This is a genomic window from Psittacicella hinzii, from assembly GCF_003585935.1.
GTDB classification, from domain to species: domain Bacteria; phylum Pseudomonadota; class Gammaproteobacteria; order Enterobacterales; family Psittacicellaceae; genus Psittacicella; species Psittacicella hinzii.
In genome coordinates this window covers 19,060-36,862 of record NZ_NRJG01000021.1, presented here as the reverse complement: position 1 = coordinate 36,862, position 17,803 = coordinate 19,060, and the positions used below count along the sequence as shown (strand labels likewise).

The 17,803-nt window shown below is 36.1% G+C and carries 7 protein-coding genes; 1 reads left to right on the top strand and 6 read right to left on the bottom strand.

Annotation, left to right across the window (positions count from 1 at the left end):
• Positions 1-245: 245 nt before the first annotated feature.
• The 3 genes from yfaE to CKF58_RS01315 form a co-directional block, all read right to left on the bottom strand.
• Entirely contained in the window at positions 246-503 is a 258-nt protein-coding gene (yfaE, locus tag CKF58_RS01325) for a class I ribonucleotide reductase maintenance protein YfaE (RefSeq protein WP_119530189.1), read from the bottom strand.
• Positions 490-1,476 carry a DUF452 family protein gene (locus tag CKF58_RS01320; RefSeq protein WP_119530188.1) on the bottom strand — a complete coding sequence of 329 codons (987 nt, stop codon included), beginning with the start codon at positions 1,474-1,476 and terminating at the stop codon, positions 490-492. Before CKF58_RS01320 ends, yfaE begins: the two co-directional genes overlap by 14 nt.
• 2,534 nt (positions 1,477-4,010) lie before the next feature.
• Positions 4,011-9,476, bottom strand: a complete 5,466-nt coding sequence (locus tag CKF58_RS01315) for a hypothetical protein (protein ID WP_119530187.1) — start codon at positions 9,474-9,476, stop codon at positions 4,011-4,013.
• 953 nt (positions 9,477-10,429) lie between these two features.
• On the opposite strand from CKF58_RS01315, the gene leuS reads away from it, so the two are divergent.
• A complete protein-coding gene (leuS, locus tag CKF58_RS01310; RefSeq protein ID WP_119530186.1) occupies positions 10,430-13,063 on the top strand; it encodes a leucine--tRNA ligase in 2,634 nt (877 codons plus the stop codon).
• A gap of 120 nt (positions 13,064-13,183) precedes the next feature.
• Here leuS and holA read toward each other — a convergent pair whose 3' ends face one another.
• From holA to CKF58_RS01295, 3 genes are all read right to left on the bottom strand, one after another.
• Positions 13,184-14,323: a DNA polymerase III subunit delta gene (holA, locus tag CKF58_RS01305; protein ID WP_119530185.1), complete on the bottom strand. Its 1,140-nt coding sequence runs from the start codon at positions 14,321-14,323 to the stop codon at positions 13,184-13,186.
• Between the two features lie 234 nt (positions 14,324-14,557).
• Complete coding sequence (locus CKF58_RS01300) at positions 14,558-15,496, bottom strand: hypothetical protein (RefSeq protein ID WP_119530184.1); 939 nt, start codon at positions 15,494-15,496, stop codon at positions 14,558-14,560.
• 214 nt (positions 15,497-15,710) lie between these two features.
• A complete protein-coding gene (locus CKF58_RS01295; RefSeq protein WP_119530183.1) occupies positions 15,711-17,582 on the bottom strand; it encodes a hypothetical protein in 1,872 nt (623 codons plus the stop codon).
• Between the last annotated feature and the right edge of the window lie 221 nt (positions 17,583-17,803).

The following is a 17,803-nucleotide window of genomic DNA, read 5'->3' as shown; positions in this document are numbered from 1 at the left end:
TACTAATATTAATATTAGTAAAATCTTCTTATTTATCAAGCAAATATATTTATAAGCTTTTGCGCGATATTGATATATGCTTATCTATTAAAAAACCGAGGATAGGAAGCAACTTTGTCCCATATGAGTTCGATTTTGTGTAATGGGGCGAGGTGGTCTGAAGTTAATGTTGATATAGTTTTAATTGTTTTAATAACGTATTTAACTGCAGTTTGCTTCACTCAAAGCATTTAATAGAGCTAATCTTATAATTCTAAAATGAGATCAGATTCAACTACTGCACAACATAAGAGGATTTGTCCTGGACGTACAAAACCCAGAGGAGGTGAGGGATAGTGCCATTTACCAGTAGCTACTACTGTACGGCACGAACCACAGTAACCTTCTCGGCAACCATATTCTGGTTTGATACCTTGTTGTTCGATAGCTGTTAAAAGAGGAATACTATTATCGTAATCGAAACTAATGCCTGATAAAGAAAGAGTAATTTTAAATTTCTTCATAACAAGTAGATGCGCTGATAATATCTACTAAATCAGCAGGAGATAAGTAGTGTTCTCCCCGTACGGTACGTACTTGTAACTTATAGGTTCGTCCGAGTTTTAGTAGATTCTCTACAGGGAAAATTTTATCGTCTGTAGCAGCTTGGAATGAGCGCCATTTGTTTAAGAGGATTTGTTTATCTAACAATTCTCTATAATATTGACTAACCGCGTAGAGCTCAACTAGTGTTTGTTTTTGAGCTTTAAATACTTCGTCATCTACATTTTTAGCACGTTTACGAATTAACGCAATTTGTTCTTGCGGCATTCCCATATTCATCGCAAAAGCCGAGATAGCTTTGCAGCTCCAGTTTACGGCTGTTTGAATGGCTTGTTCTGGATTAATTGAATATTGGTCGTCATATGGCAAGAGACTACCGTTTAGTCCGTAGGCTGCCACTATGCGGTGGAATGCAAGAATTTTTTCTTCAGGGAAATTACTGAATTTATCAAGCACGAATTGAGCAATTAAAATACCGTAGCTATAGGCAAATAAAACACTCTTTCTTTGACCAAGAATTTGAGCCAGTTGTTTTAAAAACGTCTCTAAACTGCACCCAGCATCGGTAGTGTAATCAAAACTTACAGTGACTAAAATACCATAATTGGGATTACCTTGTTCATCAAAAGTCGGTTTATTTACCGGAGCTTGTTGAGCAAGTGTCGCTATTTTAGCGTCAACTTTATGTAAGCTTTCTGTATCGACTAAATCAGTGGCAAATTGATTATCTAATTTAGCAGCAAACATTTGCTCTTCACTCGATCCTGGAATAAAGTCGATTAATCCGGCTTTATACATGGTTAAAACCAAGCCATAATTATTATCATGCATGGTAAAGCCATGGAAATATACGATATTCACTGCTTTATTGACATTTGCTACTTGAGCAAATTTGGCAGTTAGAGCGTAAGTTTGCGTTCGTATTTTCAACATAAAATCTTACTTGGGATAGTAATTCTAAGCAGTAAGATTGCCTTGTTGTAGATGACACTAGCACGAGCAAGTATATCACAACCATCAATATATCTTAACTACTTAGAAGTGAATTCAAGGTTAATAACTGGATAAACAAGTAAACATTAAACAAGTTATTACCCTAATTTATGAATATTACCGCAGTTAGGAAAAACTTAACCGCAAAGAAGAGCACTTACGACTGCAAAGTTCATGAATTATTAACTACTAGTTAATAGTGACCTGTATTAGTGGATATTCATGCGAAAACTAATTGGGCAACTATTTATTAGCATTGAACATAATCAAAAACTTAACTTGCAGTTTTCAATGATGGCTTAAGTTACAAGGTAATATTGACTATAGGGTAAAGGTATTAATGTTTAAGAGATGGGATCTCTTTGAGGAACATGCCTCATTGACACTGTATGAAGTAATACTAGGAATTTTTAAGTAAGAGTTACGCTAATCTTAGAGAAAATAGGATAGACCTATATAGTTTAAGTGTGGACAAATGAATAAGAAAGAAGAAGTGATTACCAAAGATTTGGTTTTGAGTATTAAAAATTGGTAGTATAGATCAGAGGCAGTTAATCAACTAAGCTATGCTGGTAAAGAGGTTTACAAGTTTAACTTAAGGTGATAACTATAGAGTTTAATAAAAAGATAAAAGGTTTATTTGATACAACCTTGAATATAAAAGGTTTAGGTACAAAAGTAAGTAATTTAAGGATGATAATGGTGATGGAGAACTAGATGTTAGTTCCTTGGTACACCATAGTTATCCTATTAGTTGGAAGCTACTTTGGTTGCTAAAACTTGTTGTTTGTTGCGTAACAAAAATCGCTAAATCCATCTAACTACTTTTATGCCTATATATCCATTGTAAACCTTTTTTAGGTATTTGTAAGCAATATCAGAATAATTTTTATACTTCTGTTACTTTAGGGCTTATTTTGTCAGAAATGATAAGTTTACTATTTACTTGAAAGGTAATAATGAGTAACTTATTAAAGTAAGAGAATCCTTTGATCTTTGGTATAAGAGATCTCAGGTGTAAGGTAATCTCTAGATAAGATAGTCTATAGATATGGTAGCTTCAAAACAATAAAGTGGATTACTATTTTTTCATACAACTTTACATGATCTTGAAGAAGAGTTTTGTACAAAATAGTTGCATAAAACAGCTAAGCAAACTGTTACCAACAGCTATAAAACTGTTTCAAAATTGTTTCAAAACTGCTACTGAACAACTGCAAAACAGCAGCCAAAGATTTGCCTTGCTGTATTGTAGTAAAAGCTATAACTTGTTATCTTGCCTACTCTGGATAAATATACCACTTACTTTTGAAAGAAGAGGTACAACAAATCGAGCAAACACAGCGCCAAAATAAACGTTCCAAAAAAGTAATACGAGAGAGCTTAAGTTAGGTTAAGTTAAGATAGTTTGCTAATTAAAACAAATTAGTCTTAGATTATTGCTTTACAAAAATATTAAACTCAGGAAAAAGATGTTTGTCCGAAAAATAACTAAGGCTTTGCGGCTTTCCTAAAATATGCTATTGCTTGAGCTCTGCAAGCTGTAGTTTTTTATTTTATAAGATTGCACTCTTGATGAGATTAATAGTAATGCTCTTAATTACTTGTTGGGAAATACTTGCGTTTGTTTGAGCTTATAAGTTTTTAAGTGCTCAAGCTCTAAACTATATAAGTATATTTGTAAATAATAAGAGATAACTAGGTAGGAAAATAATTCTTAGCGTGATGAACTTAGTCTTAAATTAGGGTTTTAAGAGATATGACTTATTAAGCTCACAGCAATCCATATTGTGAGATTGAAAGTGACGCTAAGAGGGATGAAGTACTCTATTTCCGTGTCAACATTATTATAACATTGCCCTAAAAAGTACTTAATTGCGTGTCCTGCTTAAAGGGGGAAAATGTTAGTTTGAGGTTTGTTGATTTAGATAGAGATATTCCGGTGCTTAAAGAGCTTAGATTATTGTAAAATACGTCATCTTTACGCATATACTCAAAAATTAACATGAATAAATGTATATGGATTAGCTGTAAGAAAAAGTTGTGCTACTACAGTTATAATCGGCTCATTATGCCCAAATATGCCTTAATGTAAGGGGGAACAAGTTAAAAACAATAAATGTTAAATTTATTTTAAAATTTGCAGAAAAAGTAATTTAATTTTGAGTTTATGGCTAACAAAATTTTCTAAAACTATCATGATTTGTTAGCTTAGCTATCATTTTAACAAAATTTGGCAGATAAACTAATTACAAAATTATTTTTAAATTGCTAAGGTTGATAGTTGTTCTTGTCAGTAAATTAATTGAGTTTTTAGGAGTATTTGAGCTTAAGTTCTTACTGCCCTTATTCTGGTTCTTGTTCGCTCTTACAGAGTAATGACTTGAACAGACTATTTGATTTGTATTTGCACTAGTTTGAAGTACAAGTAATAAATAAGTTTAGCCCTAGGGAGTATCCCTAGGGCTAAAACATTATTTAGAGTTAGCTACACGTTCTTTTAATTTTTGAAATTGCTTTTGTAGCTGTTCAAGACGTTGGCGACTACGGTTGTCGTCTTTACGGATCTCGTTTTTAGCTTTTTGTTGCAATTCCTTAATTAATTCGTTTAGACCAACGAGTACACTGTTAAAGCGATGTTTTTCACGTGCCAGAATATCTAAAACGTTTTCTTGACGACGCATAGTTTCTGGATTATCAGAGAAAACTATCGTTAGGTTAGGTTTATTAACCGCAGGTAAAGTATCAACTCTAGTGCTACTTACGCTTTGCGAAGTTTGACTTGCACTTTCCTTATCGGTTACTGTGTTTTCTTCTGTATTTTGCGCACTTGCATTCGCTTGGGTACTAGCGTTAGCTTGGTTGCTAGCTTCTTGGGTTGGTTTACCTTCACTTGCTTGTTCAGGATTTTGTCCTTGGTGTGCTGCAAGTTCTGCTTTAGCTTGTGCTAGCTCTTGTTCTAAACGCGCAATGGTTGCGTTTAGAGCTTGTTCGTGTTCTACAACTTCAGCAAATTCAGCATCTTGAGCTTGCTGTTGTTGCGTAAACTCTTCACTTAATTCAGCTAATTGGTTAGTAAGTTGCTCTTTATCAATCGTTAAGTTATGCACTTGCGTTTGTAGCGCTTGCTGTTGTGCCATTAACGTTTGTACTTGTTGTTGAGCAATTTCTAACTGTGCTGCTAGTTGACTATTATTTTTCTGCGCTTGATCATCAGCAACTTGGCCTTGTTTAACCAGTTGTGCTTTTAAGTCAGTCACTAGTTCTTCTAGCTGTTGATTAGCTAAAGTAAGCTCAAGAATACGCTGTTGGCTAGCCTCATTAGTTTTATTCTCTTGACCAGCAAGTTTATTATTTACTTCAGCTTGTGCTGCAGGTCGAGGAACTAAAGTGTTGCCTTCTTGTGCTTGTTGTAGTTTAGCTTTTAACTCTTTAATTTGTGCTTCGTAGCGTCCACGAATATCCACTAAAACTTGTTGATTACGTTCAAGTTTTTGTTTTAAGTGGGTATTTTCGCTGCGTACGGTTTCTTGATTAAAGCTTGCTTGCTTACGGTAAGCAATAAACTCTTGTTCAAGATTTTGATAAGCTTGATCTGGATTAGTTGGTGCAATAGATGTTGGCATTTGCGATGTTAGTTGAGCAATAGTTTGTTGGGCAAGTTGTAACTCTTGTTGACTTTGGGCTAATTCTTGCGCTAAGGCATTAACTGCACTATCTTGTTGTGCTTGTTGCTGCGCAGCAAGAGAGGTTAGTTGTTTTTCCGCATTGTCTGCAAGAGTTTGTAATTGTTGTTGGCTTGCCGCTAAAGCTTGTTCTAACTCGCTTACTTTAGCTTGCGCTTGACTTAAAGCTTGGCTATCAGTATTAGCTGTAGCTTCTTGGGCTTGGCTTAATTGGTTTTGCACTAAAGTTAATTGCTCTTGCTTATCAGTTAGAGCAGCTTGTGCAGATGCAAGTTCTTGCTCTAAGCTTGCTACCTGCGTTGCATAAGTTGTAACTTGGGCATTGCTTGTAGCTAGTTCTTGTTCAAGGGTATTAATGCGCGTAGCTTGTTCTTGCGTTTGCGCAGTTAAAGCTTGTTGCGCTGCTAATTGCTCTTGGTTTTGTGCTTGGCTTTGCTCTTGTGCTTGTAGAGCAGCTTGTTCTTGCACTTGTAATTCTAGAGCTTGGTGTTTCACCATTAACGCAGCATGTGCCGCTTCAAGTGTAGCAAAATCACCTTCAAGTTTCACTAAAGTTTGTTGTGCTTCTTGCTCGGCAGTTTGAGCTTTTTGTTGTAATGAGCGTTGTTGACGTAACTCTTTTTGTACATTCTCTAACTTAACTTGTAAATCAGAGTTAACTTGGTTAGCATGAGTTACTTTTTGTTGTAACTGTTGACGCTCTTTCTCGAACTCTTTAGCACATTGTTCTTTGTAAGAACTTTGCTGCTGTTTTAGTTCATGTTGCGCTAATGACATTTCATGCTGTTTTTGTTGTAATTTTTGCATGAAATTCATCATTACTGCAGTTTCAGCTTGTTTATGCTCTAGGGCTTGTAAACTGTTGTTTAACTCTAAAGCTAAAAGTTGGTGTGCTTCAACTAATTCACCATAGCGTTCACCTTGTTCAAGCGATACATAATCTTGAGCTACCAGTTGAGCTTGCACTTGAGTAGCTTGCTCGTTTTGTGACATAGCTTGTTGTAAAGCTGTATCTAATTCAGCAATATGTACAGCATGGGCAAGTTCAGTTTGTTCTGCACTCGCTTGTACTTCATCAAGTTCTAAATGTAATTGCTCAACTAAAGTATGTTGCTGCGTAAGTTCATCTTGTGCTTGGGTCAGCTCACTTTGAGTTTGTGAGAGCTGCTCTTGCGTTTGTGACAGAGCAGTTTGACTTTGCGTTAACTCACCTTGAGCTTGGGATAGTTGCTTATTAGCTTGCTCTAAAGCTTGCTGTATTTGCGTTAATTCGTCTTGTGCTTGGCTAAGTTTAGAGTTTAACTCGCTAACCTGTGCTTGTTCTTTGCTTAGGTTATCTTGGGCAACTTGTAAATCAAACTCACCTTGCTCTTTAGCTTTAAGTAGAGTTGTTACTTGCTCTTGAGCAGCAACTAAATCTGTAGCTACTGTTTGTAAGTTAGCTAATTCTGTTTGGCTATTAGCAACTTGTTGTTCTAAAGCTTGAGCTTGTTCTTTCGCCGCAGTTAAATCTAATTCAAGATTTTGTTTATCTTGTAATAGAGTTGTAACTTGCTCTTGCGCTTGCGTTAATTCTTGTTCAAGCGAGCTTAGTTTAGCAAGCGTTTGCTCAAGTTCACTTTGTTTAGCGCTTAAATCTTGTTCAAGTTTAGTTGCTTGTTCTTGACTTGCAAGTAAATCTAATTCTAAGCTTTCTTTAGCTTGTAATAAGTTGTTTACTTGCTCTTGCGCGGCAACTAACTCTTGTCCTTTAGCTTGCTGTTGGCTAATTTGCTCTTGTGCTTGGGCAAGTTCTTCTTGCTTAGCACTTAATTCTTGTTGCGTGCTGCTAACTTGCTCTTGGGCTGCAACTAAGTCTAATTCTAGTGCCTCTTTAGCTTGCAGTAAAGAGTTTACTTGTTCGGTACTTGCTTGTTGTGCAGCTTCAAGTTTTGCAATTACAAATAATTGTTCTTGTGCTTGCTCTAACTCTTTAGCTTGTACTTGAACTTTATCTTCAGCAACTTGTAACGCAAACTCTACATCTTCTTTTGCTTGTAATAAAGTAGTTACTTGCTCTTGGGCTTGTACTAATTCATCTTGGGCTGCGCTTGCAAGTTCGCTTTGTTCTAGTACTTGCTGTTGCACTGAGGCTAGAGCTTGTTCTAGATCCTCAGCTTGTTTAGCTGCTGTAACTTGTAAGTTTTCTAGTGCACTTGCGTGTGCTTCTTTACAAGCTAATAAAGCGTAATCAGCTTGTTCAGCTTGTTGTTTAGCTTGAGCTTCTAAATTAGCAACTTGAGTTTCAAGTTCGGTGCGTAGAGCTGCAAGTTGACTTTGTAGTAAAGCCACTTGCTCTTGACTTGCTTCGCGTTGTTCTGTTAGTTCTAAGCATAAAGCTTGGCTTTTCTCTAGCGATTGCGTTAGTTCAAGTTCTTTACTTGCTACTCTTTGTAACTCATGAGTATAGTTACGATCTACTTGCGCCACTTCAAGTTCATGTTGACTAGCTAATTTAGCTAGTTCAGCAGCATGTTCTTCTTGAGCTTTAGCTAGATCTTGTGCTGCTTGTTCTTTGGCTTGTGTAAGCTCTTGTTGCGTTTGCGTTACTTTTTGTTGCGCTTGATCTAACTGGGCTGTAATTTCTGCTAATTCTACAGTTAGTTCTTGAGCTTGCTCTTGTGCGGCCTCAAGTTGTTTTGCTAAATCACTTTCAGCCTGTTGTACTTGGGTGTATTTACGTTCAAGTTCGGCCGTTTGTTTTTGGCTTTGCGCTAATTGTTCAGTTACTTTAGCTAGTTTTTGTTCAGCTTGCGCTAAAGCTTGCTCTTTATCAGCTAAAGTTTGTTGATCTAGAGTATGATTCTCTTTAGCTTGGGCTAATTCTTCTTCAAGATTTGCAACTTGTTCTTGTGCAGCTTTAAGTTCATCTTGTTTCAGAACTAGTTCATCTTGCGCTTGTGCTAATTGTTTTTGCTGTTCTTCACTAGCAGTATTAGCGTAATCTAGTTGTTCTTCTAAACTTTTGCATTCGGCCTGCGCTTTAGCATAGTTGTCGTTAGCAACTTGTAAATCAAACTCAACTTGCTCTTTAGCTTTAACTAAATCTGTACATTGTTGTGTACTGGTATTTAGTTCTTGTTCGAGCTTATTAACAGCTTGCGTTTTCTCATCATTGAGTTTAGCTAGAGCTTGTTCTTGCTGTTCTTTTAATTTATTTACTGCGCTTTCGTGTTCAGTTTTCAGCTCGGCAAGAGTTTTTTCGTGCTTGGTGGCAGCAGCTTGCGCTTGTTCTTGCGCTTGCGTTAGTTTTTGTGCCACGCTATCGCGGTCAGCAGTGGTTGCTGCTAACTCTTGTTCGATTTTACTAACTTGTTGTTGCGCTGCGCTTAAATCATCATTAAGTATAGAGCTTTGATTTTGTAAAGATTTTACTTGCTCTTGTGCTTGTTGATGTTGTTTTTCTAAAGCTTGGTGTTTGGTTTCTAAGCTCGTAAACTCTTTATCTAAATTAGTGTATTTAGTGTTTAAAGCTTGATGTTTACTATTAGCAATAGATAATTCTTCTTTAACTTTAGCTAGTTCTTCAGTTGCTTTTTGTTCAGCAGTTTTTAACTGCGCTTCTAAATCAGCACGTAAAGTAGCTAAAGCTTGAGCAGCTTTGTCATTAGCAGCTTTAAGATCTGCTTGGCTAAGTTTCTTAGCTTCGGCTAGATCGTTTTTAGCTTGCGCTAAAGATTTTTCTAGATTATCACGCGTGTTTTTAAAGTCGTGTTCTAGACTTTGATAGGCTTCTGTAGATTTATTGATATCAGCTTGGAGCAAGCTTTTATCATTTTCGAGCTGATTAATCGTTTCTGTTAAGCTCGAGATTTTACTGTCAAGTTGACTAATTTTATTATCTTTAGCTAAAAGTTGAACATTAAGTTCTTTTTGTTCAGCTTCAGCAGTTTGTTTTAACTGTTCAACTTCGTTTTTAAGATTTTTGTTGTCATCTTCATGAATAATTAATTCTTTGATGGCGTTATATGAAATAGTCGCAGCAAAGAATGACTTCTTATCTGAAGGCACTGCAAAAGTTCCCTTTTCTATGTTTTCACGATCTTTAAGGGATAAGCTTGGTGTTAGGTTAACGAAGTTCTTTAAAACTAATTGATAATAGGCTTGCATACGATCAGCTGCACGATCAGCTATCGCTTTTGCATAATCTGTATCTTTAACGGGGAACGAAAAAGTTTCTCCGAGGAATTTTATATCTTTTTTTACAGGAGCCATAATATTTAAATCAGTGGTAAAGGCTCAACTTTAGTGTTAAACACTAGAGCCGAGCAATAAGCAAACGGATAAGAATCAACACTTAAGGATTCTGGTGAGAGTGGTAAAAGTAAGTAAAGAGTAATCTCAAAGCAACAAACTTAATAGAACCGAAAGTGAACCTTATATGAGGGTTAACTTGAACTTGCTAAGGTCATCTATAACATCAATTAATAGGTTAACTATAACTACAATTCAAGCTATTAAAGTTCTTTCTTGTGATAATTACTTTTCTTTTAAGAAATATTTATTCACGAGAAAAGAATAATTCCAATTAGGGGCTAGTACTAATTGTGAATGTAATTGTGTTGGTTAAAGCTTAGTTGTTGTTTTTTCTTTTCTTGTTTTAGTTATAGCTTTTTGCGTTTATAGTTTTAGAGTTTATAGTTTGCGCTTATAAGAAGATTACTACCAAGAAATAACTGGTCTTTTTGCCTATTTATTTCAAGGTGTAGGCTAGGTATATGTTTAGATTAAGTGACGCTAAATTAGTTATCTAAGGGCAATGCCATCTAGATAAAATTTAGGCACAGAAATACCTAGTTTACTCTTATATAAGTTTACTACTTTTTTGCTTTTTTTTCTTAAATATGTGCGAGATTACGGCGAGTAATTTGTGTTAAGAAAGATTAAAACTAGCTTTTAGATCAATTTTTATAAAATTATCTACATATGTAAGTTTTTATAGTGCAAGCACTAGTAGCCTAGAGTATAATTAACGACAGATTTAAAATTTTTTACTCCTGAAATATGGGTATCAATTACGAAAATATGGTATAAAAATAAATTAACCGCTATAAGGCTGGTTAATATTTTATGAGCAGAATTAAACGTTACTTGCGTAGTTATTAACTAGTAAGGGATGTTTAATCCTATATTTATGTTTGATTGGTACTTTCTAACAAGGTTTACTCATGAGCGAATATATTTATAAGCCCCATGAACTAGAAGCGCAAGCGCAAAAATTCTGGGCAGACAACAATACTTTCCACGTAGAAGTTGATCCAAACAAAGAGAAATTCTATAGCTTAGTAATGTTCCCTTACCCATCAGGTGAATTACACATGGGTCACGTGCGTAACTATACAATCGGTGACGTAGTAGCACGTTACCAACGTATGCTAGGTAAAAACGTATTAAACCCATTTGGTTGGGACTCGTTTGGTATGCCAGCTGAAAACGCAGCGATTGCCCACAACACTTCTCCTGCAAAATGGACTTATCAAAATATTGAGTCCATGAAAAAAACCGTTAAACAACTAGGTTTTAGTTATGACTGGGATCGTGAAGTAACAACTTGTCGTCCTGAATACTACCGTTGGGAGCAACAATTCTTCACTCGCCTATATGAAAAAGGTATCATTTACCGTAAAAAATCAGCGGTTAACTGGTGTGAGAAAGATAAAACCGTACTTGCAAATGAGCAAGTAGTTGATGGTTGTTGTTGGCGTTGTGATACTCCTGTAGTACAACGTGAATTAGATCAATGGTTTATTAAGATCTCTGATTATGCGCAAGAGTTACTTGATAGTCTAGATCATATGGACAAATGGCCAGAGCGTGTACGTCAAATGCAACGTAACTGGATCGGTCGTTCAGAAGGGGTTGAGATTACTTTCGAAGTTACTAATACAGGTAAGTTTACGGTTGATCCTGCATTAGCGAACTTAAAAGTATTTACGACTCGTCCAGACACATTCATGGGTGTAACTTACTGTGCTATTGCAGCTCAACATCCATTAGCGCTAGAAATTGCGAAACAAGATCCTGCAGTAAACGAGTTCGTAGAAAAATGTAAAGCTGTTAAAACTTCAGAAGCTGATATGTCTACCATGGAGAAATTAGCTTTTGATTTAGGAGTTAAAGTTAAACATCCTTTAACCCAACAAGAAGTTCCAGTTTACATTGCTAACTTCGTACTTATGACTTATGGTACAGGTGCTGTAATGTCAGTACCATCGCACGATGAGCGTGACTGGGAAGTAGCACAAAAATATAACATTGCTTTAAAACCAGTAATTAAAGCTACTGATGGTGCAGATTGGGACTTCTCTAAAGGTGCATTTACCGATAAAGGTGTACTCTTTAATTCAGGTGAGTTTGATGGTCTAACATCAGAACAAGCACACGCTGCTATTGGTAACAAATTAAAAGAATTAGGTAAAGGTGAGTTCCACGTTAACTTCCGTCTACGTGACTGGGGTGTATCTCGTCAAAGATACTGGGGCTGTCCGATCCCAATGGTAAAACTTGCTGATGGTTCAATTGTACCGGTTGAAGATAAAGATTTACCTGTAGTATTACCTGAAAATGTTGTATTAGGCGGAGAAGTTACAAACCCACTAGTACATGATACAGCATGGCAAACTACGACTTATAAAGGTCAACCTGCTACACGTGAAACAGATACCTTTGATACGTTCATGGAATCATCATGGTACTATGCACGTTACTGTTCACCAACTTGTGATACAGGCATGTTTAACAAAGAAGAAGCTGACTACTGGTTACCAGTAGATAACTACGTAGGTGGTATCGAGCACGCAGTGCTCCACTTACTATACGTACGTTTCTTCCACAAATTAATGCGTAATGAAGGTTTAATTTCTGCATGTGATGAACCAATCGATCAATATATCCCACTAGGCATGGTGTTAAACAATGCTTGGTACTACGTTGATGAAAATAGTTCACGCGTATGGTTAAAAGAAAAAGAAGTTAACATTCAACGCGACGAAAAAGGTGCAATCGTTGGCGGTACGACTTTAGACGGTAAACATAAAGTTATTCATAACGGCATGGTGAAAATGTCTAAGTCGAAAAACAACGGGGTTTCACCAAAAGAAATGTTAGATACCTATGGTGCGGATGCTGTACGTCTGTATATTATGTTCGGTGCACCAATGGAAGCTTCATTTGAATGGTCTGAATCTGGTGTAGAAGGTGCTTCACGTTTCTTACGTCGTGTATGGAATTTAAGCCATGATGTGGTTTTAGGTGCAAAAGAAAAAGGCTTTACAGATTTAAGCTTTAATCATGCTGACCTAAACAAAGAACAAAAAGAAATCCGTCGTTTAGTGCACATGACGATTGCTAAAGTACGTGATGACGTAGAAAACCGTCAAGCGTATAACACAGCTATCGCGGCGGTAATGGAGTTAATGAACTCATTAACGAAACACCCATTAGAAACAGCTTTAGACTTTGCGGTAATGCACGAAGCGGTTGAATCTTTAGTGTTATTATTACAACCATTAACTCCACACATTACTCACTACCTATGGAAACTTTTAGGTCGTGATTCAGTGTTAGATTTCGCAGCTTTACCAGTTGCTGATAAAAAAGCAATGGAAACTGATACCAAATTAATCGTGGTACAAGTAAATGGTAAATTAAGAGCACGTTTAGAATTACCAACTGCAGCAACTGAAGAAGAAGTTAAACAAGCTGCACTAGCTGACGAAAACGTAGTGAAATTTACTACAGAACAACAAGTAATAAAAGTAATTTACGTACCTAACAAACTTGTTAATATTGTAGTTAAATAATTTAGAGTTAGCTGTATATCACTTTAGGTTGTGTAGTTACACAATAGCTAGAGCTAAATTACAACTAAAACATAAAAATCATAAAAAATACTCCTCGAGGTTTTACCCGAGGAGTATTTTTTATGAGATTAAAAACTTATTGCCGAACAGTTCATAACTAGGTAAGGCAAAAGGTTTAGGATTATGCATTTCGGTAAAGAAAATTTTAATTAGCGGAATAATTTTTTCTTCCCTTAAACAAGTCTTAGCCGCAATGTCTAAATCACATAAAAAGATAAACAGTTTATACAGACGATCACGCGTTAAGGTTTGACTTAAGTATTGTTGATAAATTTGACGTTTATGCTTATCCCAATAGGTGCGACGAAAACGTTCCTCTTCACGCGGCTCAAGCGTATCGCGCATTAAAGGAGTACTCATGAGTTCGGCTGCTGATTTAGCGGGGCTACGACTGCGAAAACTATAAATATTAATTAATTCGCGGCGCATAATCCCGATAATAGTCGTGATATTTTCTTTTTTCTGGTATACCAGATAATCTAAAACTATCATGGCTTTATTAATCCGTCCGGCTACAGCGTGTTGCATTAAATCAAATACACTATAGTCAGAGAACTGCTGGGAAATTTGATCGATCAAGCTTACGCTAATGTGCTTAATATCGCGTAATTGAATTTGCTCGAGTAACTGCTGCAGAGTAAACATATTGTTCTCAAAGTTATCAAACAGAAACTCAATTACTTCTTCATCAAACGTAAATTTCATTTTACGTAAGCGGCGGCGAATCCATGAACGATACTTATCTCCTGTGATAGGTAAGCATTGGATTTGTGCACAGTGAGTATGGGTTTTAAAGGCTTGATAGAAATCAGTTTTTTCGTGTTTGTTTTCCCAATTAAGGAGAATAAAAGCATATACGTGAAACTGATCGTTAGCTTTAGCTAAAGTAGTTAGGCTTTTAAGCATTTGTGCGGAAATGCTGCGATTAAAGATAATCTTAATTAGTTTACGCACGCCAAATAAACCAACTTGGTTTACTTCAAGTAAGAGTTCGTTTAAATCAAAATTATCCGCATCGGTATAGATTTCACTTTCTTCACAATAAATTGGTGAATTAGGATCGCTTGTAATCTTTTGTAAAGCGTCTACAGCTTCTTTTTGTAAAAGTAAATCTTTACCAGTAATGAGAAAGTAATGCGGAAAGCCGTTTCTTTCTAAATCTTTAGCTAAGGTTTCGGTAGTAAATTGCAATAAGGTCATAAAATAAACCTAGCAAAAATGCACACCGAAGTGTGCATTTGGTGAAACTTAGAAGTAATAACTTTTGTATTCTCAAGGAAGATATAGAACATACGTTTCTAGAGAATTAGTTTCTAAAGAATTTCTACAAGATAATCGTTTTCTAGAGAACGGTTATCCTAGAGAATAGCCTTCTAGAGAATTGCTTTGTAGCTCATAGTTCTCTAGATAATAGAGAATTATTACTTAGAGTAATTACTTGTTACCACTATTTGAACTATTGCTACTGTTGATAGTGTTGTTGCTACTGTTAGTAGAGCTGTTATTGCTACTATTCGTAGTATTAGTTACGTTCGTAGTGCTAGTTGTTGTATTCGTGGTTGAATTAGTAGTTGTTGCTTGACTAGTAGTCGTTGTCGGATTAACTGTACTTGTTGAGTAGTAAGACGGACGACCTTTTTGGAAGTCACGTAAAGTTTGATCCTCAAACACAAACACCACTTTATTTACAATAGCTTCAGCAACGGTTTTTTGCATTAAGAGCGTAGCTTGTTGTCCAGCACGAATTGCGGCTAATGGTTGTTTATCATCGTAGAGTTGGGTATCACTACTAATTTCGTTGATATTTATTGTCCCAAAATGAGGAATATTTAAGTAAGTAACTAAATTACCAATAAAGAGTTTTTGTACAGCTGAACCAGAATTGTTTAAAGTAAGGTTTTTTAGTGATTCACTATAACTTACAATGTTTAATTCTGGGATAAAGTTGCGAATACAATCTAAATTTAAGTGTTCGCCTGTACATTGTTCGATTTTGGTAATGTTGTACGGATTTTTATCTGTACTTTGACGCGTTAGATTACCACTTGTAGCACTTGTTGTTTGTGGACGATAGTTAATATTGCGTAGTGGTACTTGTTTACGATGTTGCGTCATGGAAGTACCAACTTCACGTACCAGAGTTGCTAGTTGTTCTTGTGAAGTAGTTTGATCGACAACAAAAATATTTTCGCGTGCAAGAGTGTCACGGAGAATACGATATAAATCTGGATCTGGAGAGCTTAAGGTTAAATATTTATAGTCGTATGAAATATGTGGTACATTTACGACCGAATAATTCACACAACTGCTTAAGCCTAGAGCAGCAACTCCGAGAGTAACTGCTGCGCGGAGATTAAAAAAGCGATGTAACATGCTTCTGTCTAAATACGGTTTTTAAGTTGCATTAATATTAAATGGCACGCTAAAACAAGAGTGAAAGCTCTGGTTTTAGCGTGCCTATATTTTACTATACTTAAGCTAAAGCTTGCGGATTTTATGTATTTGCGCTTAGGTAGGCAAAGCGTGAATAAGACAATAATACCTTACGGCATCTTGTGAATTTAAAGCCAAGACATAGAGAGGGCTGCTATTCTTTTATAGGTTGCCAAGATGTATACATACAACGTGGATTACCGCTATAGTCAGCTAAGACAATAGCAGGGCTGTATTGTCCTTGTGCCTTAACTTCAGGTCGTTCGTTTATTTGCTGAACTAGTTCTTCTAACGCTTGTTTTTGATTATACCCATGCTCAAAAACCACTACACCTTGAGGATCTAGATAGTTAATAGCTTGTAGTAGTATTTCTTGGTATGGATAGATGCCTGAATGTTCTGGCACTAAAGAAATAAAAGGATCATGAACCGTATGTACTAATAAAGGATCGTCTTTATCAATATAAGGTGGATTAGAAACTATCACTTGTACTTTATGAGGAAGGTTCTTATCCTTTAAAGCTGATAACCAATCACTTGCTAACACCTCGTAACTATACTTGTTTTGCAAGGTTGGATCTTTAGCGCGAGCACTTAAAAACTCATCGTCTGAAATTTCTTGAGCACTCATATTTTTCGCATCTAAAACACGTTGCAGATTATATTGTGCTACCTTAAGTGCTTGGGGATCTATGTCCAGCGAAAGTAAATGGAATTTAAACGGGGCATGACGATTTTTACTTGCTAAGAGTTGTAAACAAGTAGCTCCAAGACAACCTGAACCAGCACCAATATCAACAAGAGTAAAGGTTGCGAAGTCAGTTAGCTCTTGTTGTTTAATAGCATGGCTTACAGCATTTACGCGTTGTTGGGCTAGATCGTAAGCTGTATCAACCACAAATTCCGTAGCCGAGCGTGGTTTGAGTACTGAAGTACCCGGATGAGAGAAATAGCTATGATAGAACAAGGTTTTTTCTTCAATAACACTTATTGGTGTACCGTGAATAAAGTATTGAGTAAAGTCCTTAGCTAATTGTTCTACGGCTTGAGTGAGCTCAGTAACAGTTAATGCAGTAGCAAATTTTTGATTAAATTGCGTAAGTATTGCAGGTTGTATATCTTGTTCCAGATTTGGTTGTAAATCTTGTTGCAAATCTAGGCTTAACTCAAAATAAAGAGTTAAGAGTTTATGCCAACAAGCAGCAAGAGCCCGACGTGAAAGATTTTTAAATTCGGAAGATTTGCATAAGAGTTCTTGTTTACAACTTTGTAATAAAACTTGGCTACTTGCAGGTAAGCTATGAGCTAATAACCACTCAAATTCTCTCACTTCCTCTTGCTCATCAAAATGCATTTCCCAGTCTAAATCTTTAATTAACTGTAGTATGTTAGTAGCCTGAGGTAAAAAAGGAGTAGGGGCTGTGAGTTCTAAAGTTAAAATCTGTTCTAAATGCGGCGCTAGGCTATTAGTAATCGCGCTGCTACGAGCTAGCTTATATACTTGGTTATTTTGTAGTGCTAGTTTTAAGTATGGATAGTAAGTAGCACGAGGATAAATTATCGCGCGTCGCCACAATTGTAATAAGCTGTAACTGTTATTACTGGTTGTTAAATCAGCAACAGCCGCATCTTGTGCTTGTTCAGCTAAGAGAGGTAAGAAGTTATAAATCCAAGGGATAAAAGACTTAGGATCAAATTCTTTAACTAATTTTTGATAGAGCTTTGCTTGTTCGTGTTGCCAAGTGGTAAAGTTAAAGATTTGCGAATTATTGCTTTGTGTATCTTTAACCGTTTGTGGCCAATATAAGCTTAAAGATGAGGTTGGATCTAGAGCAAGCCATTCAGGATTAAAGATTACCTTAATATAATCTTGGCTCGAACTATACATTTGAGCAAGATTAGTCGCTTGCGACTGATAACCAAAATTAATATCTTGCCAATTGATATGAGATAGAGCAGTTTTTAACTGTTCTAAGAACTCTTGGAGCTTGGAGTTGGCTTGGGGTTGTAAGGATTGCGCAGTCATATTAGTTGCTGGTAGTAAGGGAAAGTTGACTAGAACTGAGTTTGCTTGTTTTTATTAGTTTTTAGAGGTTTCTTTACTATGATTTACTCTGAGTATTATTTAAATTTTTGCGCTTGTATTATAACGAGAAAAGCACGCAACCCTAAAGCTAAATTAGGAGTGCGTGCTTTTCTTGTTACAAAAGATAACTTTAGCTAGGTAGCTTAGTCTTAATGAATAGC